The sequence below is a fragment of the Pseudomonas sp. Sample_11 genome, from assembly GCF_004307505.1.
GTDB lineage: Bacteria > Pseudomonadota > Gammaproteobacteria > Pseudomonadales > Pseudomonadaceae > Aquipseudomonas > Aquipseudomonas atacamensis.
In genome coordinates this window covers 45721-63379 of the sequence record NZ_RCOD01000003.1, presented here as the reverse complement: position 1 = coordinate 63379, position 17659 = coordinate 45721, and the positions used below count along the sequence as shown (strand labels likewise).

General features: G+C 54.3%; 14 protein-coding genes and 2 pseudogenes. 9 read left to right on the top strand and 7 right to left on the bottom strand.

All coding sequences use genetic code 11. From position 1 onward, the window contains the following. Window positions 1–51: 51 nt before the first annotated feature. Together D8U60_RS00385 and D8U60_RS00380 are read left to right on the top strand one after the other, a co-directional pair. Window positions 52–609: pseudogene (locus D8U60_RS00385) on the top strand (sulfite exporter TauE/SafE family protein); the annotation flags it as partial. 76 nt (window positions 610–685) lie between these two features. Further along, on the top strand, window positions 686–1375 hold the full coding sequence (locus D8U60_RS00380; RefSeq protein ID WP_130899209.1) for a hypothetical protein: 690 nt from the start codon (window positions 686–688) through the stop codon (window positions 1373–1375). Window positions 1376–1378: 3 nt separating this feature from the next. On the opposite strand, the gene D8U60_RS00375 is transcribed toward D8U60_RS00380, so the two are convergent. From D8U60_RS00375 to D8U60_RS00345, 7 genes and pseudogenes are all read right to left on the bottom strand, one after another. Further along, window positions 1379–2365 (bottom strand): hypothetical protein, encoded by a 987-nt coding sequence (locus D8U60_RS00375; protein ID WP_130899208.1) that lies wholly within the window; start codon window positions 2363–2365, stop codon window positions 1379–1381. A gap of 250 nt (window positions 2366–2615) precedes the next feature. Continuing rightward, on the bottom strand, window positions 2616–3329 hold the full coding sequence (locus D8U60_RS00370; RefSeq protein ID WP_130899207.1) for an HNH endonuclease: 714 nt from the start codon (window positions 3327–3329) through the stop codon (window positions 2616–2618). Between the two features lie 164 nt (window positions 3330–3493). Continuing rightward, window positions 3494–3979, bottom strand: a pseudogene (locus D8U60_RS00365) (Bro-N domain-containing protein). Window positions 3980–4311: 332 nt separating this feature from the next. Further along, complete coding sequence (locus D8U60_RS00360) at window positions 4312–5346, bottom strand: hypothetical protein (protein WP_130899206.1); 1035 nt, start codon at window positions 5344–5346, stop codon at window positions 4312–4314. Between the two features lie 21 nt (window positions 5347–5367). Continuing rightward, window positions 5368–7050 carry a DNA repair ATPase gene (locus D8U60_RS00355; RefSeq protein WP_130899205.1) on the bottom strand — a complete coding sequence of 561 codons (1683 nt, stop codon included), beginning with the start codon at window positions 7048–7050 and terminating at the stop codon, window positions 5368–5370. 96 nt (window positions 7051–7146) lie between these two features. Beyond that, window positions 7147–8397, bottom strand: coding sequence for a ribonucleotide-diphosphate reductase subunit beta (locus tag D8U60_RS00350; RefSeq protein ID WP_039757978.1), 1251 nt, complete (start codon window positions 8395–8397; stop codon window positions 7147–7149). A gap of 550 nt (window positions 8398–8947) precedes the next feature. Next, complete coding sequence (locus tag D8U60_RS00345) at window positions 8948–9208, bottom strand: DUF2790 domain-containing protein (RefSeq protein ID WP_024014021.1); 261 nt, start codon at window positions 9206–9208, stop codon at window positions 8948–8950. A 409-nt stretch (window positions 9209–9617) separates the two neighbouring features. Here D8U60_RS00345 and acs point away from each other — a divergent pair, with 409 nt between their 5' ends. From acs to argR, 7 genes are all read left to right on the top strand, one after another. Beyond that, window positions 9618–11573 carry an acetate--CoA ligase gene (gene acs, locus D8U60_RS00340; RefSeq protein ID WP_016773581.1) on the top strand — a complete coding sequence of 652 codons (1956 nt, stop codon included), beginning with the start codon at window positions 9618–9620 and terminating at the stop codon, window positions 11571–11573. Between the two features lie 694 nt (window positions 11574–12267). Continuing rightward, window positions 12268–13041 (top strand): ABC transporter substrate-binding protein, encoded by a 774-nt coding sequence (locus D8U60_RS00330; RefSeq protein WP_024014020.1) that lies wholly within the window; start codon window positions 12268–12270, stop codon window positions 13039–13041. Between the two features lie 91 nt (window positions 13042–13132). Beyond that, entirely contained in the window at window positions 13133–13822 is a 690-nt protein-coding gene (locus tag D8U60_RS00325; RefSeq protein WP_016773583.1) for an ABC transporter permease, read from the top strand. Continuing rightward, complete coding sequence (locus tag D8U60_RS00320) at window positions 13819–14517, top strand: ABC transporter permease (RefSeq protein WP_024014019.1); 699 nt, start codon at window positions 13819–13821, stop codon at window positions 14515–14517. Before D8U60_RS00325 ends, D8U60_RS00320 begins: the two co-directional genes overlap by 4 nt. A gap of 1 nt (window position 14518) precedes the next feature. Then, window positions 14519–15631, top strand: coding sequence for a succinylglutamate desuccinylase/aspartoacylase family protein (locus tag D8U60_RS00315; protein WP_130899203.1), 1113 nt, complete (start codon window positions 14519–14521; stop codon window positions 15629–15631). 27 nt (window positions 15632–15658) lie between these two features. Then, the gene (locus D8U60_RS00310; protein WP_130899202.1) at window positions 15659–16423 is read left to right on the top strand and encodes an ATP-binding cassette domain-containing protein; all 765 of its coding nucleotides are present in this window, start codon (window positions 15659–15661) and stop codon (window positions 16421–16423) included. A 246-nt stretch (window positions 16424–16669) separates the two neighbouring features. After that, window positions 16670–17650 carry a transcriptional regulator ArgR gene (argR, locus tag D8U60_RS00305; protein ID WP_041479242.1) on the top strand — a complete coding sequence of 327 codons (981 nt, stop codon included), beginning with the start codon at window positions 16670–16672 and terminating at the stop codon, window positions 17648–17650. Window positions 17651–17659 lie beyond the last annotated feature (9 nt).

Below are 17659 nucleotides of genomic sequence, written 5' to 3'. Positions count from 1 at the left end.
GAGCATTTTCTTTGAGCGCTGCGCAGATTGCTAGGTTTTCACACAGTCTGATTGGGCGGGTTTATCGGCGTGGGCGCGGTCGTCGGCGCCATCGTTGAGATGTGGGTCAGTGGCCAAGTGATCCGCTACGCCTTCATCGGCTATCTGGGCGTGACCATCGTCGATTGCCTGCTGCGCCGAGGATTTCTCACACAGTCCCAAACCACATTACCACGGCGACTGACCACGACGGAAACATCCGCCGGCGGCGTAGGCATCGGCGCCATCGCGACGTTTCTCGGCGTAGGAGGAAGCGTCATGACCGTTCCGCTGCTGCGCCGCTGCGGGCTGAGCATGTCGAAAGCGACCTCCATGGCCAATCCGCTCAGCGTGCCAGTGGCGCTGGCCGGCACACTGACGTACATGGCGCTGGCCGGGTTCACTGAGTCTGATTTGGGCGTTTGGTATATCGGGTATGTCGATGTGCTGGCGTTTGCGCTGCTGACGGTTGGTTCGTTGCTGGGGATCAGATTGGCTGCGCGGTGGATAGGGCGAATACCGGATCGGGTGCATGCCTGGATCTATATTGGTTTGCTCATCGTGGTGCTGCTGAGCATGTCGCTCAAATGAATCGTTGATTGACGCTGGCGAAAGAAATCAGAATCGGCGTCGGGCGTTGCCCTCCAGTCTTCAGCAGAGAACCACGATGTTGATCTTCAATTGCACCGAAGCCGCCAGCAAGTTTTTCAGCCGTGTCCATAAAGGCAAAACGATCACGCCGGTGGACACCAAACCGCCGTCATCGGTTATTGAGGATGATGAGCTGAACGGCGCGGACGAACAGTGGTTGGTTCATGCGATCACTGTGCAGCGCAAACATGTGTTGTTGGTCCTGCACATCAAAACCCGCTATTGCGTGATCCTGGCTGATGCCAAAAAGGCCGACGCCGAAGGGTTTGTAGCGTGGTTTAACGAGCGTTGGCGCGAAGGTCTGATCCGCGATGCAATCAATCATGACCTCATGCAATGGGTTGATGCGGGGACAATGACCGATCGTCTCGAGCTGAGTCGCGAGTATCGTTTTTATCGCCGTGGCCATCGCAGCGCACAAAAGCACATCGAACAAATCGCCTGGTTTTTCGAGGATTGCGCGGCAGAGTGGGGCTGTTTGCCCCAAGGCGAACGTGCAGCTATCGGTTTCGATGCGCGGATGAATTCGCAAATGCGAAACACCAAGGACCGAAAAGATTACTTTCGCCCTGATGAAGAAATGCTCGCTCATTGGCTGCGCCAGTATTGCGGAGTGGAAGATCTGGGCGTTCAGGCTGCACTTGAACGACGCAGGGAGGCGGAGCGGGAGATTCGAGCGTTTGAAGAAGGGGCACGCATCAACTGAGCGTCACTCCAACCCCGGCGCGTCACGAATAATGAAGTGATCCAGGTTCTCGATATTGGCATTGAAGACCTCGAAAGGCTTTTCGGGGTTCTTCTTGCCGGGCACCTGCTTCAACTCCGGCGTCACCCCATAAAAGAAACAGAACAACGCCTTGTCGCTATCTACCGCGTGCTTGATCTCTTCCAGAAACGCCTTGCGCTTGCGGTAGTTGTCAATCAGCTTCTTGTTCAGATAAACACTGACCGGATACGGCTTCTTCTTGCTGTCTTCAGGTTTCTTGAACCAGACCTTGTCCTCGAAATCGATACGAAAACTGGCGCTGTGGAAGTCCTCGATCTTCTTGATCCGCCCCCAGTAAATCAGCCCCTTGTTGTCCGTCAGATACTCGATCTTCTTGAAGAACGAACTGTACGGCGCCGTATGCTCGCCAATCTTCAACGGCATGCGCTTGAGCAAATCCTTGTCGGCGAAGTTGGAAACAAAACACTCCACCGGATGCGCAAACACACTGGTCTTATCCGGCGCCGACTCACGACCCACCGAGTCTTTACCACTGCCCGCCGCCGCCCGCACCGGATCATCGCGCAACACATCCGCCGCCCCCGCTGGCGCGACAGGCTTGCGCACATACTCACGCCGGGTCAGTAACAACTCCGATGGGAAGTGTTCCTCACGCCCGTCATCCACCTCGCCATCCGCCGTCTCAACGCCAGAAGCCGACGCCTTCAAACTCACATACGGACAACCCGCCACATGCTGCGTCGTGGGCAGATTCTTGAAGTGCGGCGTGCGCACGTAATTCACATTCTTCGCGTTGAACGTACCCAACTCGTTGGAAGCCTCGAACGCCGCACGACAGGCATCGTTGGGGCACTGGAAGTGTTCCTTCGCCGAGTCAAACGCCACAGTTTCATCGAAATTGAGATCGCGAACGTCATAGATCGACAACTTGTCGTCGAGGCTGAGGCAGTAGGCGAGATCGAATTTCATGGTGGGGCTCGGATCCTTGAGTGGGGGAGGGGTATTAATAGCGGGAGGTGGCGCGGGTTGCACTGATTGTTTTCAGGATGATGCGAGATTTGTGGGAGGTAGCGTGCTGGCGACTCCTAGCATCAACCAGATTTCAATACTCACACCGCCATTGCAGGTTACGCATCACCCTGTGGAGAGGGAGCGTGCTCCCGCTGGGCTGCGGAGCTGCCCCAAGAACAGCAAATACGGTTGGTCAGATAAACCGCGATTATTCCTTTTCGAGTCTTCCTACGTTGTCATACAGCAAAGCAGTGAAAGCCTCTCTGTCGTCAGAATGGTGGCAGCGTCGATGACAGTTTGGGCACAGCGCTACGGTGTTGCTCTTCAAGTCCGTCCCGTTGTCCGACAAATGCTTAACGTGGTGAACCTCAAGGTAAGGTTCTCCATTCATTTCAAAAGGACCTGTTTGTCCACATCCCTCACAGACACCCTTGGCGTTGAACAGAATCCAATCTTTGACTTGGGATATGCGGGCATAGGTTTTGATTGTCCTGACGATTTGCTGGGGTATCTGCGCACCCTCTGGCCCACTCACAAAATCACGATGTTTCGCTCGTTGTACATTTCGAAGTGATGATTCTTCTTGCGTGGAAGGTGTACCGGAATCCAGCGTAATAAGACCTTTCGATTCTAAGATTTTGATCAGGCGCGCAGTAATCCCTGAACCGAGATTCACCTTTGGTTTGTAGCTAGAGATCGTTTTCAGCCCAAGATCTTCGAACAGAGCGGTAATGTTCTGCAGTCGATAGTCGATCGACTTGGTGTTTCGCCCGGCGAGTACGCCGCTCTGCAGACGCCTGTGCTCCGAGGACTTATTAAATTTTTGATCATTTGCGTAGCGGGCCTGAATATCGAGATAGCCATCAACCGAAGCTTCAAGCTCCTCATCCGTCCAGCCACTATTTTCCTTTTCCGTATCCATAAAATCGCCGAGGGTTGAAAACCCTCGGACGATACTGAGTGGCCATTACTGTTGTCTACGAAAATTCCTACAAAAAATAGCGACGGATCTCGCATGTGATCCTACAAGCGTATCGCTTACCCCATTGAATGCTTCGACGACTGAAACGCCTAAGCGAACCTCCTTCACCAAGGTTTCGTCGCGGTAGCTTTTTGCGATATTTGATCGCTCAACAGATAGGGCATGTCTCGCAGTCGAATCCAACCTTCGTTTTGCCAATGTAACAGACTCAGAGACATCTCTGGCCAATCTAATAAACTCAGCATCGGTCGATTTAAATGTCCCGAAGGTTCAGCATCGTGCAATGTCGGCACCACCTGATGAGTCAGCCACTCACGCAACAATTGATTCCCCGGAACATAGTGATACACCAATAATGCGTATACAACTGATTCGCTTATCATCAGTTGCTTGTCGGGTTGCTGGAAATACTCAATCCACAAAACGCGACGCTGATCTTAATCTAGTTTGTTGACCACGCGCTCACTCAAATGGATACCCATCAATCGACCAGTATCGCGGGCACAGAACCAGGGCTGATCTTCCAATAGGAAGGCGTGAAGAGCGAGATGGTGGCGGGAAAAGACGGTTACAGGCAGAGTATCAGAAATTACTGCGCCATGATTCTGGGTTGGGTGAAGCTTTGGTTGTTCAGGTATATCCATTACCTCTTCGCTAGATTTTGGCAGGCCTGACCCAACATAGATTACACATAAGAAATCCCAACAAGCAGTGCAACGACATAATTGACGCATGAACCTTCAAAGGCGATAGCGTGTATTGTAATTGGCAAAGCTCTCTACGGTAGGCGTTTCTTAGGCGCCTGTATAAAATAATATCTGTAAAATGGTTTTTTTGAAAGATAGGGCTTTTATTCAAAACTTGTAGAAGTAATCATCTGTTGATGATGCTGGTTTGATGCTTGGAGTTAGGGGTTGTAAGATTAACGGTCTGTTTTTAGTTGCCAGTGAATCTGATACCTGGCGGTAGAAATTATCTCGTCAAAAGATCTCGCTTGAATATTGGGTTCGTTATTTTCCGTTGGGTAATTCGATGATTTTTTTCCGCCTATTATTAGTATTTCAATTTTTTTATTTATATTTTGTTTTAATGCGTGTCGGTAGCTCGCTGCTTGAATGTAGTCAGAGTGATTTATGGGGTGTGAAGGTCTTTTAAGCTCGATTAACAAATAGTCACCATACATATTTTCATGTAATAATACATCTGGTCGAGAAGAACCATTTGTGCCTGTAAAAGATTTTTCAAGATGGTTCTCTATTTGGCGCTTTAGTGTGATATTTGAGCTGAATAGGGAGTATGTCGAGCCTAGTATCCATAGGTTGTTTTCTATCGCGGTATGCATTTCTTTTTCAAGTGTTCTTGGATTTAGTGCGAGTGACTCCAGGTGATCGAGAAAAGTAAGGCGAGATTTTGCGTTTTTGATAAGTCTAGAGACTTCGTTCAGTCCAAAGTCGTTGAGGGATTCCGCGATGTTAACAATATCAGCTCTGTCAGTGGTTGCTATATGTTTTATGATCGCTTTGTAGTCTGTGTTTTCCAGTGCATATAATGTGGTTTTTATAATATTTTCTATTTCTTCTATTGGTGTATTGAAGTGTTTTGTTAGTATCTCTTTAATTGCTGATCTGGCTATCTGGTGGTTGTCGTTCGGTAACGATGTTAGCCTGTTTTTAAGGATGGTTTCTAAACGGGTCTGTAAGTTTTTACCGAGGTTTTTTGCCGGTAAGTATCCAGAGATTCGAGGGTGTTCGATTGAATCTAAGGCGTTTGATATACACTGCATGCGAAACTCTATCGACGCCTTGGTTCTGGCTGACAGTGCGCCCTCTCTTAACTCTCGGTTGAAGTTTGCTTTACTGTATGGTGTGGACGTTTTTTCAAAATCAAGCATTTTTAGATAAGCATCTATGGACGCTTCTAGTTCTAGGTCATTCCAATCATGTATGTTGTTAATCAAATTAATTGTCTCAAGCAGCTTTTATTGATTCGGGCGAGGGCTGTAAGGCTTTTTTCTTGAGTCTTCACCGTTAACCCCCAAGTATCGCCACAGCATTGGATGCACGTAAAAAAAAGATGATCTTTTTACTTCGCTTTCTGAAATTTCAGGATCGTTATCTTGGCTCCATATAGTAGATGAGTAACTATCTCTTTTTACGCCGACTATTCCCACTTTGTAGAGGTTGCGCAACAGTTGATTCAGGAAGGTAGATCTAGATATAGTGTTGTCTTGGACAAGTGATCGCGCAAGTAGCGCCATTGGATCTTTCGGGGATTTTTCATTAATGGCTAATTCAATTGCAATTTCTTCAATTTGTTCTCTGGTGATTTCTGAATGTTTGAATCCATCTTTTCTTTTTTTAAGTATCTCGCAATAGCTTCCTAAGAGAGGGAAGTCACCAAACCATTCATGGCATAACGAGTTGAATCTCTTCTTCGAATAAGTTATTTCAGCGTCTCGTATCATTTTTGCAGTTATTTTTGGATGGCCTTGTGCTTGTTCCAAACATTCATTCATGAACAAAATCGCATCTCGAGGTCGCATTAGCGTTCTATCAAGCATGAAGTCTAATGATCTTTCGCTACCCACATGAGGTGGGAGTATGTCCTCGGATTTTACTCGGTCTTGGGTATATGCTTGTCGAATCATAAGGCTCGTGCGCTTGTCTAACATTTCCTCTATTTGTTCTTTGTTCCATTTTATCCGTAAAAACATATCCTCATATTTTTCTTCTTGGAAACCGGCATCTCTTGTTCGGTCAAATACTCGGCCAAGCAAATCAAGTCTGAGTGCGACAATGATTTTAACAGGACTTACTTTCCTGAAAGTCTTTATTGTTTCTATCAAGGCCCGAATAAGTCGGTAACGCATCTCGTCTTCGACCCAGTTATCATCTAGCTTGTCGATGATGATGAAAAATTTTTGTTGGGTGTCGTTAAATATATCTTGAGCTAATAAGTTTATGACGTTATTAAGGTCTTGGACTTGTACTTTGTTTACAACGGCCTGGGCGCGACTGCATATTTCTTGTTTTGACTCTCTCGTCAGTTTTTCTGCTCCTGAGGCGTTGATTGGGATTCCGAGTGCGTTTAGATCTATATCTCCTTTAAGTTCATTCTCCAGCTTGGTTGTTAGCTCTCTGATTCTTGTGTCTGTTTCAAGCCAAAATTTATCTCCCCATTGACGGAGGTAGTTGATGGCTTTTTCTTTCTTTTGGTCTCTTCTGAAAATTTCAGAAAGGCGTGCTAAAAACGTTCTGTTAGAGTTTTCGTTGGTGATTTTAAATTTGTTTTTTATTAACTCTACGGATAAAACGTGTCGCCATAGGAGTTGGTAGAATAAGTCGAGGTTTACTCCTAAGCTTTCAAAGAATGTAAGTATGTTTGAATTGGATATATAGCTGATAGATAGCTCTTCTGGAAGAAGTTCTATTACATGCTCTTCTTTTTGTTTTATTTTTTCCAATAAGGCACTTTTGCCGGCACCAGTTCTCCCAAGAGCAATGCATCTAGGATTGTGAATCTCTGTTAAGACTTCAAAGTCACCGGTATCGAGAAAGCAGTCTTGCAGAAAGCGATGGTCGTCCTCTGCGCTCATAGCGCCTACAGACATATGCTTTTTATATTTGAACTGTGGAGCGGGGTCTTTTTTTTCGATGCCCATATCGTTCTCCAATAAAAAAGCCCCGCGTTTGCGGGGCTTTTTAGCTTTCCCGACAAAAAGTAAGGTTAGCTTTTATAGCATGGGGTCATATTGCCATCAATCCCAGCTCAACGCCCCACCAGTCTGATACTCAATAACCCGCGTCTCAAAGAAATTCTTCTCTTTCTTCAAGTCCATAATCTCGCTCATCCAAGGGAACGGGTTAGTCGTCCCTGGGTACTCTTCTTTCAAACCAATCTGCGACAAACGACGGTTAGCGATGAACTTCAGGTAGTCCTCCATCATCGCCGCGTTCATGCCCAGTACGCCGCGAGGCATGGTGTCACGGGCGTATTCGATCTCCAGCTGCGTGCCTTGCAGAATCATCTGGGTCGCTTCTTCCTTCATTTCGGCATCCCACAGGTGTGGGTTTTCGATTTTGATCTGGTTGATCACGTCGATGCCGAAGTTCAGGTGCATGGATTCGTCGCGCAGGATGTATTGGAACTGCTCGGCGACGCCGGTCATTTTGTTGCGGCGGCCCATGGAGAGGATTTGGGTGAAGCCGCAGTAGAAGAAGATGCCTTCCAGAACGCAGTAGTAGGCGATCAGGTTGCGCAGCAACTCTTTGTCGGTGTCCGGGGTGCCGGTTTCGAACTTCGGATCGGAGATCGAACGGGTGTACTTCAGGCCCCAGGCGGCTTTTTTCGCGACCGATGGGATCTCGTGGTACATGTTGAAGATTTCGCCTTCATCCATGGCCAGCGATTCGATGCAGTACTGGTAAGCGTGGGTGTGGATCGCTTCTTCGAACGCCTGGCGCAGGATGTACTGGCGGCATTCCGGGTTGGTGATCAGGCGGTACACGGCCAGGACCAGGTTGTTGGCAACCAGGGAGTCGGCGGTGGAGAAGAAGCCGAGGTTGCGCATGACGATGCGGCGCTCGTCGTCGGTCAGGCCTTCCGGGTTTTTCCAGAGGGCGATGTCGGCGGTCATGTTGACTTCTTGCGGCATCCAGTGGTTTGCGCAACCGTCCAGATACTTCTGCCAGGCCCAGTCGTACTTGAATGGCACGAGTTGGTTGAGGTCGGCGCGGCAGTTGATCATGCGCTTTTCGTCAACGGCGACACGAGCGGAGGCGCCTTCGAGTTCGGCGAGGCCTTCGGCGACGTCGAGGGAGTTCAGTGCAGCCTTGGCGCGGGCCACGGCGGCCGAGTCGTCGGCGGTGACGGCGCGGGCTTCCAGCGCGGCGGCGCCGCCGGCGTTGTCGAGGCGGTCCATGTTGGCTTCGCTTGCGTGGCCGGCATTGGCGCCTTTCACGGTTGCGACTTCACTGTCTTCTTTATCGAATTCGTCCCAGCTCAGCATGACGTGTCGTCTCCTGCGTGAGGGCTTGTGCCCGTGTGAAACCTGATGGGTTGGTTTTTCACACGGCCAAACAAGCCGCGTTGGATGTCGTTTTTTGCAGCGCTGCACGCAGGCAAATAAACAGAAATTTTGACGGGTCCCGAGAGCCTCTGATGGGCGCAATCAGCGTCTGGCACTGTTGCGGGGCTTCAGAATGGCTTTTGCTCCCTGTAAGGGAATATTGCTGACCCGTATAGGGCGGCATTATAGGGAAATTTTTACCGGCGTGGTGCGGCGAATCGGCTCATGGCGAGGCCGAGGAGGGGGTGGATTTCGGTCCGACCGAGGGATTACAGGGCTTTGCGCGGAATTGGCCCGAGCAGATTTTTTTTCGTTAATTTTTTGGCAGGTGGTTTTTTGTTTAAAAAATAGCCAGAAAAGCGGGTTTTTCACTATATCTAGTGTTTTGCAAGCGTTTTTCACGGCTCCAGACACAACTGAGCCCGACCGAAGCCGGGCTGGAATCGACCCTCAATGTAGCGCTGAGCGATCCGATTCGGTGCAGTCTGATTCAGTTCGTGCAGCCGTTGCCCATGATGCTGTAGCGCAGGATGTGGCGTTGGCCTTTGGAGTCGTCGTATTCCATTTTTGCCGGTACAACTTCGCAGACATTCGGAACGTCGCTCATCGATACAACTTTGGCGATGTCCAGATGTGTGGAGTAAGTGTATTCCTCGATGACCGGTTGTTGCTGTGCGACATCAGTCGGGACCTCGTCTGCCATGGCGGTTGCGCACAGACTGCTGAGGGCCAGAACCAATAAAGCTTTCATTTCTAATTCACCTTTTTGAGGTCGAGTGGGGTCACGCAACCTTTTTAGGGTTGCGTGTGCAGCTTGAGTATTTGATGCGTTACTTGGAGAGCTGGATTAACGGCCTTCGTGGGGGCTGTAACGTTGTTAATCGCGGTTGCCTTGTTGGCGAGGTGAATTTTAGGGCGGTGGGGCCGGGGTAAACAGAGCGGGTTTTGATAAACACTTTTGGCATATTTGGTAACAATCCCTCGTGCGGGCCCTGTAGGAGCTGTCGAGTGCAACGAGGCTGCGATCTTTTGATCTTGCTTTGAAGATCAAAAGATCGCAGCCTGCGGCAGCTCCTACAACCATCGTCGAATGGTTCTATGGGCCCCACCCGGCTACAACGGGGTCATACAAAAACAACTATTACACCGAGGTAGGAAAGATGAGTGCGGCTTCTCTGTATCCCGTTCGTCCCGAGGTTCTGGCAAACACGCTGACTGACGAGGCGACCTACAAAGCCATGTACCAGCAGTCGGTCGTCAACCCTGACGGCTTCTGGCGCGAGCAAGCCAAGCGTCTGGACTGGATCAAGCCTTTCACCACGGTGAAGCAGACGTCGTTCGACGATCACCATGTCGACATCAAGTGGTTTGCCGACGGCACCTTGAACGTTTCCTATAACTGCCTCGACCGTCATCTGGCCGAGCGCGGCGATCAAGTCGCGATCATCTGGGAAGGCGACGATCCTTCCGAAAGCCGCAACATCACCTACCGCGAACTGCACGAGCAAGTGTGCAAACTGGCCAACGCCCTGCGTGGCCAAGACGTGCACCGTGGCGACGTGGTGACCATTTACATGCCGATGATTCCCGAAGCCGTGGTCGCCATGTTGGCCTGCACCCGGATCGGCGCGATTCACTCGGTGGTGTTCGGCGGTTTCTCGCCGGAAGCCTTGGCCGGTCGCATCATCGACTGCCGCTCGAAAGTGGTGATCACCGCTGACGAAGGCATCCGTGCCGGCAAGAAGATTTCCCTCAAGGCCAACGTCGATGACGCGCTGACCAACCCGGAAACCAGCAGCATCCAGAAAGTCATCGTCTGCAAGCGCACCGGTGGCGACATCAAGTGGAACCAGCATCGCGACATCTGGTACGAAGACCTGATGAAAGTCGCGGGCACCGTTTGCGCGCCGAAAGAGATGGGCGCCGAAGAAGCGTTGTTCATCCTTTATACCTCCGGCTCCACCGGCAAGCCGAAGGGCGTGCAGCACACCACCGGCGGTTATCTGCTGTATGCGGCGATGACCCACGAGCGCGTGTTCGACTATCGTCCAGGCGAAATCTACTGGTGCACCGCCGACGTCGGCTGGGTCACCGGCCACAGTTACATCGTCTACGGCCCGCTGGCCAACGGCGCGACCACCGTGCTGTTTGAAGGTGTGCCGAACTACCCGGACATCACCCGGGTGGCGAAGATCATCGACAAGCACAAGGTCAACATCCTCTACACCGCGCCGACCGCGATCCGCGCGATGATGGCCTCGGGTCAGGCTGCCGTGGAAGGCGCCGATGGCAGCAGCCTGCGTCTGCTCGGTTCGGTCGGTGAGCCGATCAACCCGGAAGCCTGGGACTGGTACTACAAGAATGTCGGCAAGTCGCGTTGCCCGATCGTCGATACCTGGTGGCAGACCGAAACCGGCGGCAACATGATGAGCCCGTTGCCGGGTGCTCACGCGCTGAAGCCGGGTTCGGCGGCGCGTCCGTTCTTCGGTGTGGTGCCGGCGCTGGTCGACAACCTCGGCAACATCATCGAGGGCGAGGCCGAGGGCAATCTGGTGATTCTCGATTCGTGGCCGGGTCAGGCGCGTACGTTGTACGGCGATCACGATCGTTTCGTCGATACCTACTTCAAGACCTTCCGTGGCATGTACTTCACCGGTGACGGCGCGCGTCGCGATGCCGATGGTTACTACTGGATCACCGGGCGCGTGGACGACGTGCTCAACGTCTCCGGCCACCGCATGGGCACCGCCGAGATCGAAAGCGCGATGGTCGCGCATCCGAAGGTGGCCGAAGCTGCGGTGGTGGGTGTGCCGCATGACATCAAGGGGCAGGGCATCTATGTCTACGTGACCTTGAAGAATGGCGAGGAGCCGACCGAGCAGTTGCGCCTGGAGCTGAAGAACTGGGTGCGCAAGGAGATCGGCCCGATCGCTTCGCCGGACGTGATCCAGTGGGCACCGGGGCTGCCGAAGACCCGTTCGGGCAAGATCATGCGCCGCATCCTGCGCAAGATTGCCACGGCGGAATACGATGGCTTGGGCGACATCTCGACCCTGGCGGATCCGGGTGTGGTGCAGCATTTGATTGATACGCACAAGACCATGAATGTTGCTTAAACGTTAGAAACATAGGAGCCCTGTCCGGTGATGCCGGGCGGGGCTTTTTTGTGTCTGGTGGATTTGTGTCGATCGGGCTGGCCTCTTCGCGAGCAGGCTCGCTCCCACAAGGAAACGGGCGCATTTCAAATGTGGGAGCGAGCCTGCTCGCGAAGGCGATCTGTCAGACACCGCAGTATTCACCTGTAGGAAGCCGCAACACCCCAACCAATAATTATCGATCTGCACCGTCAGACCTTTCCCGCTGTTACCCGCCACAGGCCAATGTGTAACCGCCCGCGCCAAACCGGGGCGAAGGGAAACGCGGTGCGCCGTTTTAGAGCCTCCAATGCCCCGCGGAAAAATAAGACATAACGCTGCGCTTGCCGGATTAGAAGGGTTTGCGAATAATGGGCCCGCAACTTGCAATATGTATCGGTTCACTGTCTTTCGCTCTTGCATGAAATTGCAGGGCTGTCAATGAGCTCAAACCGCTTTCTCGGTGCATCTGTAATTAGTTGTCGCATTGAAGAAATATCGGCTTCGGGCCTGTCGTTAGAATGCCGATCACTCGCTCATCGTGGCTGACGTTGAAATCGCCTGCGGTTTCAATGGGAAATTTCCGCCGATGCGCAACCGATTTCCGATTCACCCATTCGCATATTGGGCTGTCGCTCACTCTGCCGTTTTTGCCCTTTACCGATGGAGTCCCAAGATGAAGAAACTTGTGCTGCTTGGCGCCCTGGCACTGTCCGTGCTGTCGCTGAATGCCGTCGCTGACGAAAAACCTGTGAAGATCGGCATCGAAGCGGCTTACCCTCCATTCGCTTCGAAAGCACCGGACGGCAGCATCGTCGGTTTCGACTACGACATCGGCAACGCGCTGTGCGAAGAAATGAAGGTCAAGTGCGTGTGGGTCGAGCAAGAGTTCGACGGTCTGATCCCAGCTCTCAAAGTGCGCAAGATCGACGCGATCCTGTCGTCGATGTCGATCACCGAAGATCGCAAGAAGTCGGTCGACTTCACCAACAAGTACTACAACACCCCGGCGCGTCTGGTCATGAAGGCCGGCACTCAGGTCAGCGAAGGTCTGGCTGAACTGAAGGGCAAGAACATCGGCGTACAGCGTGGCTCGATCCACGAGCGTTTCGCCCGCGAAGTTCTGGCTCCATTGGGCGCCGAGATCAAGCCGTACGGCTCGCAGAACGAAATCTACCTCGACGTGGCTGCCGGTCGCCTCGACGGTACCGTGGCTGACGCTACCCTGCTGGACGATGGTTTCCTGAAAACCGACGCCGGTAAAGGCTTCGCGTTCGTTGGCCCGGCCTTCACCGACGTCAAATACTTCGGCGACGGCGTAGGTATCGCAGTGCGCAAGGGCGACGCCCTGAAAGACAAGATCAACACTGCCATCGCGGCCATCCGCGAAAACGGCAAATACAAAGCAATCCAGGACAAGTACTTCGCCTTCGACATCTACGGCAAGTAAGACGTCTCTGCGACAAGTCCGAAATGGCGCAAGCAACAGAATCTCTGCGGTTTGCGCCATTTTTTCATCCCAACTTTCGAGGACCTGAATCATGTTGAAAGGCTACGGGGCTGTCATCCTCGATGGCGCATGGCTGACGCTTCAGCTCGCCTTGTCGTCCATGGCTCTGGCCATCGTTCTCGGGCTGATCGGTGTCGCGTTGCGCCTGTCGCCGGTGCGCTGGCTGGCGTGGCTGGGCGACCTGTATTCGACGGTGATCCGCGGCATTCCCGATCTGGTGCTGATCCTGCTGATCTTCTACGGCGGTCAGGACTTGCTCAACCGCGTCGCGCCGATGCTCGGCTATGACGACTACATCGACCTGAACCCGCTGGCCGCCGGTATCGGCACCCTCGGTTTCATCTTCGGTGCGTACCTCTCGGAAACCTTCCGTGGTGCGTTCATGGCGATCCCCAAAGGCCAGGCCGAAGCGGGCATGGCGTACGGCATGAGCAGTTTTCAGGTGTTCTTCCGGGTGATGGTGCCGCAGATGATTCGTCTGGCGATTCCCGGCTTCACCAACAACTGGCTGGTACTGACCAAGGCCACCGCGCTGATTTCCGTGGTCGGTCTGCAAGACATGATGTTCAAGGCCAAGCAGGCGGCGGATGCCACGCGCGAGCCTTTCACCTTCTTCCTCGCAGTGGCGGCGATGTACCTGGTGATCACCAGTGTTTCGTTGCTGGCATTGCGTCACCTTGAGAAGCGCTACTCGGTAGGCGTAAGGGCGGCTGATCTATGATCTTCGACTACAACGTCATCTGGGAGGCACTGCCGCTGTACTTCAGCGGCCTGCTGACCACCCTCAAATTGCTCGCGCTGTCGCTGTTCTTCGGTTTGCTCGCGGCGTTGCCGCTGGGGCTGATGCGCGTCTCGAAAAACCCGTTCGTCAACGGCGCCGCGTGGCTGTACACCTACGTGATTCGTGGCACGCCGATGCTGGTGCAGCTGTTCCTGATCTACTACGGTCTGGCCCAGTTCGAAGCGGTACGCGAAAGCTTCCTGTGGCCGTGGCTGTCGAGCGCAACGTTCTGCGCCTGCCTGGCTTTTGCCGTGAACACCAGCGCCTACACCGCAGAAATCATTGCCGGCAGCCTCAAGGCCACGCCGAACGGTGAGATCGAAGCGGCCAAGGCCATGGGCATGTCGCGCTTCAAACTGTACAAGCGCATTCTGCTGCCGTCGGCCCTGCGCCGCGCGCTGCCGCAGTACAGCAATGAAGTGATCATGATGCTGCAGACCACCAGTCTGGCGTCGATCGTGACCCTGATCGACATCACTGGCGCGGCACGTACCGTCAACGCGCAGTTCTATCTGCCGTTCGAGGCGTACATCACCGCTGGCGTGTTCTACCTGTGCCTGACCTTCATTCTGGTCAAGCTGTTCAAACTGGCCGAGCGTCGCTGGTTGAGCTACCTCGCGCCACGGAAGCACTGATATGCAACGCATCGACCACGTATTGCCGTGGAGCCACTTGGGCAGCGAGCGCAAGGTTTCGGTTTTCCGTTTCGGCAGCGGCGAGCGCAAGGCCTACATCCAGGCCAGCCTGCACGCCGATGAACTGCCGGGCATGCGCACCGCCTGGGAGCTGAAAAAGCGCCTCGGCGAACTCGAAGCCCAAGGCTTGCTCAACGGCGTGATCGAGCTGGTGCCGGTGGCCAATCCGATCGGTCTAGGGCAATTGCTGCAAGGCAATTTCCAGGGCCGTTTCGAGGCGGGCAGCGGCAAGAATTTCAACCGTGATTTCGTCGAGCTCAGCGCGCCGGTCGCGGCGGCACTGGGCGACAAGCTCGGTGATGATCCCCATGCCAACGTGCGCCTGATCCGCCAGGCAATGGCCGACCACTTGGCCGGCTTGCCTGAAGCGAGCAGCCAGTTGCAGGGCATGCAGCGTGTGCTGCTCAGCCACGCTTGCACCGCCGATGTGGTGCTGGATCTGCACTGCGATGCCGAAGCCGCGCTGCACATGTACGCGCTGCCGCAGCACTGGCCGCAGTGGCGTTCGCTGTCGGCGCACCTGAACGTCAAGGTTGGTTTGCTCGCGGAAGATTCCGGCGGCAGCTCGTTCGATGAAGCCTGCTCGTTGCCGTGGCTGCGCCTGTCGCGGCAGTTTCCCGATGCGCAGATTCCGCTGGCGTGTCTGGCGACGACCATCGAGCTGGGCGGGCAGGCCGACACTGGCCGCGTCGAAGCCGAGGCTTATGCCGAAGGCATTCTGGCGTTCCTTGCCGAGCAAGGCCTGATCACCGGCGAGTGGCCGGACCCGGCCTTCGAACCGTGCGAAGGCATGCCGTTCGAAGGCACCGAATTGTTGTTCGCGCCGCACCCCGGTGTGGTGAGTTTTTCCCGCAGGCCCGGCGAATGGGTCGAGGCGGGCGATGAAATTTTTCAAGTGATCGACCCTGTGTCCGATCGGGTCAGCACGGTATGTGCTGGTACGTCCGGGGTGCTGTTTGCCATTGAACGGCTGCGCTATGCCCAACCCGGTTTCTGGCTGGCCAAGGTGGCGGGGCGCGAAGCGCTGCGTCACGGGCGCTTGCTCAACGACTGACTGACTGTTTTTGTGAGAACCGACCGCATGTACAAACTTGAAGTCCAAGACCTGCATAAACGCTATGGCAGTCACGAAGTGCTCAAGGGCGTGTCCCTGAAAGCCGCCGCCGGCGATGTGATCAGCATCATCGGCTCCAGTGGCTCCGGCAAAAGTACTTTCCTGCGTTGCATCAACCTGCTTGAGCAGCCGCACGCCGGCAAGATCCTGCTCAACAACGAAGAGCTGAAACTGGTGGCGAACAAGGACGGCGCGCTGAAAGCCGCTGATCCGAAGCAGCTGCAACGCATGCGTTCGCGCCTGTCGATGGTGTTCCAGCATTTCAACCTGTGGTCGCACATGACGGCGATTGAAAACATCATGGAAGCACCGGTGCACGTGCTCGGCATACCCAAGTACGAAGCGCGGGAAAAAGCCGAGTACTACCTGAACAAGGTTGGCGTGGCCCATCGCAAAGACGCGTTCCCGGGGCACATGTCCGGCGGCGAGCAGCAGCGCGTGGCGATCGCCCGTGCACTGGCGATGGAACCGGAAGTGATGCTGTTCGACGAACCGACCTCGGCCCTTGACCCTGAACTGGTTGGCGACGTGCTGAAAGTCATGCAGGCGCTGGCGCAGGAAGGCCGCACCATGGTCGTGGTGACCCACGAAATGGGCTTCGCCCGTGAAGTGTCGAACCAGTTGGTGTTCCTGCACAAAGGCGTCGTCGAAGAAAGCGGCAACCCGCGCGAAGTGCTGGTCAACCCGCAGTCGGAACGCTTGCAGCAGTTCCTGTCGGGCAGCCTGAAATAAATCAGGGCTGCCGTTGTGCACCAGATTAGGTCATGCTTCGCGACCTGAAGCCTGACCCAGATCCCCTGTAGGAGCTGCCGAGTGCAACGAGGCTGCGATCTTTTGATCTTGTTTTTCAAAAATCAAAAGATCGCAGCCTTCGGCAGCTCCTACATGGATCTGTGTCGGACTCAGGATTTGTATTCATTTCCGGGCTAGCATTGGCCCATGCCTTCATCACCGTTGTTCGTTTCGGATTGCCCGCCCATGACTGCCCATCGAATTGGTTTCCTGATTTGGCCCAGCACTAAAGCGTTGACGCTGGCGCTGGCGGAGGAGGCCTTGCGTGTTGCGCAGCGGGTGCACCCGGACGTGGTTTACGAACTGTCGTTCTTGCAGGCCGAGCCGCAGACCGAAGGGGCCTGGCAATTGCCCGGCGAGCCGTGGGCCGGCAAGCTCGAGAATTTCCAGAAACTGTTCCTGCTCGCTGACGAGCCACCGACCACGCTCGCGCCGGCGCTGAGCAGTGCGCTCAAGCAACTGGTGCGTGCCGGTTGCGTGATCGGTGGTCTGTCGGCCGGTGTCTATCCGCTGGCCCAGCTCGGTTTGCTCGACGGTTATCGCGCCGCCGTGCACTGGCGCTGGCAGGACGATTTCGCTGAGCGCTTCCCGAAAGTCATCGCCACCAGTCATCTGTTCGACTGGGATCGCGACCGCCTGACCGCTTGCGGTGGCATGTCGGTGCTCGACCTGTTGCTGGCGGTGCTGGCCCGCGATCACGGTGCGGAACTGGCCGGTGCGGTGTCGGAAGAACTGGTCGTTGAGCGCATCCGCGAGGGCGGTGAGCGTCAGCGCATTCCGTTGCAGAATCGCCTCGGCTCCAGCCATCCGAAGCTCACCCAGGCGGTGTTGCTGATGGAAGCCAACATCGAAGAGCCGCTGACTACCGACGAAATCGCCCAGCATGTGTGCGTATCCCGTCGGCAACTGGAGCGGATCTTCAAGCAATACCTCAACCGCGTGCCGAGCCAGTACTACCTGGAACTGCGCCTGAACAAGGCCCGGCAGATGTTGATGCAGACCAGCAAGTCGATTATCCAGATCGGCCTGTCGTGTGGCTTCTCCTCGGGGCCGCACTTCTCCAGCGCCTATCGCAATTTCTTCGGGGCCACGCCGCGGGAAGATCGCAATCAGCGACGCAGCAGCAGCCCGTTCGAATTGTCGTCAGTGCCGCCGGAGCGTGGCTGAGCGCGGGCC

Excerpts from the sequence above, each read along its gene's own strand:
- D8U60_RS00380 (WP_130899209.1), top strand. The coding sequence starts at position 686 with ATGTTGATCTTCAATTGCACCGAAGCCGCCAGCAAGTTTTTCAGCCGT.
- D8U60_RS00375 (WP_130899208.1), bottom strand. The coding sequence starts at position 2,365 with ATGAAATTCGATCTCGCCTACTGCCTCAGCCTCGACGACAAGTTGTCG.
- D8U60_RS00370 (WP_130899207.1), bottom strand. The coding sequence starts at position 3,329 with ATGGATACGGAAAAGGAAAATAGTGGCTGGACGGATGAGGAGCTTGAA.
- D8U60_RS00355 (WP_130899205.1), bottom strand. The coding sequence starts at position 7,050 with ATGGGCATCGAAAAAAAAGACCCCGCTCCACAGTTCAAATATAAAAAG.
- D8U60_RS00350 (WP_039757978.1), bottom strand. The coding sequence starts at position 8,397 with ATGCTGAGCTGGGACGAATTCGATAAAGAAGACAGTGAAGTCGCAACC.
- D8U60_RS00345 (WP_024014021.1), bottom strand. The coding sequence starts at position 9,208 with ATGAAAGCTTTATTGGTTCTGGCCCTCAGCAGTCTGTGCGCAACCGCC.
- acs (WP_016773581.1), top strand. The coding sequence starts at position 9,618 with ATGAGTGCGGCTTCTCTGTATCCCGTTCGTCCCGAGGTTCTGGCAAAC.
- D8U60_RS00330 (WP_024014020.1), top strand. The coding sequence starts at position 12,268 with ATGAAGAAACTTGTGCTGCTTGGCGCCCTGGCACTGTCCGTGCTGTCG.
- D8U60_RS00325 (WP_016773583.1), top strand. The coding sequence starts at position 13,133 with ATGTTGAAAGGCTACGGGGCTGTCATCCTCGATGGCGCATGGCTGACG.
- D8U60_RS00320 (WP_024014019.1), top strand. The coding sequence starts at position 13,819 with ATGATCTTCGACTACAACGTCATCTGGGAGGCACTGCCGCTGTACTTC.
- D8U60_RS00315 (WP_130899203.1), top strand. The coding sequence starts at position 14,519 with ATGCAACGCATCGACCACGTATTGCCGTGGAGCCACTTGGGCAGCGAG.
- D8U60_RS00310 (WP_130899202.1), top strand. The coding sequence starts at position 15,659 with ATGTACAAACTTGAAGTCCAAGACCTGCATAAACGCTATGGCAGTCAC.
- argR (WP_041479242.1), top strand. The coding sequence starts at position 16,670 with ATGACTGCCCATCGAATTGGTTTCCTGATTTGGCCCAGCACTAAAGCG.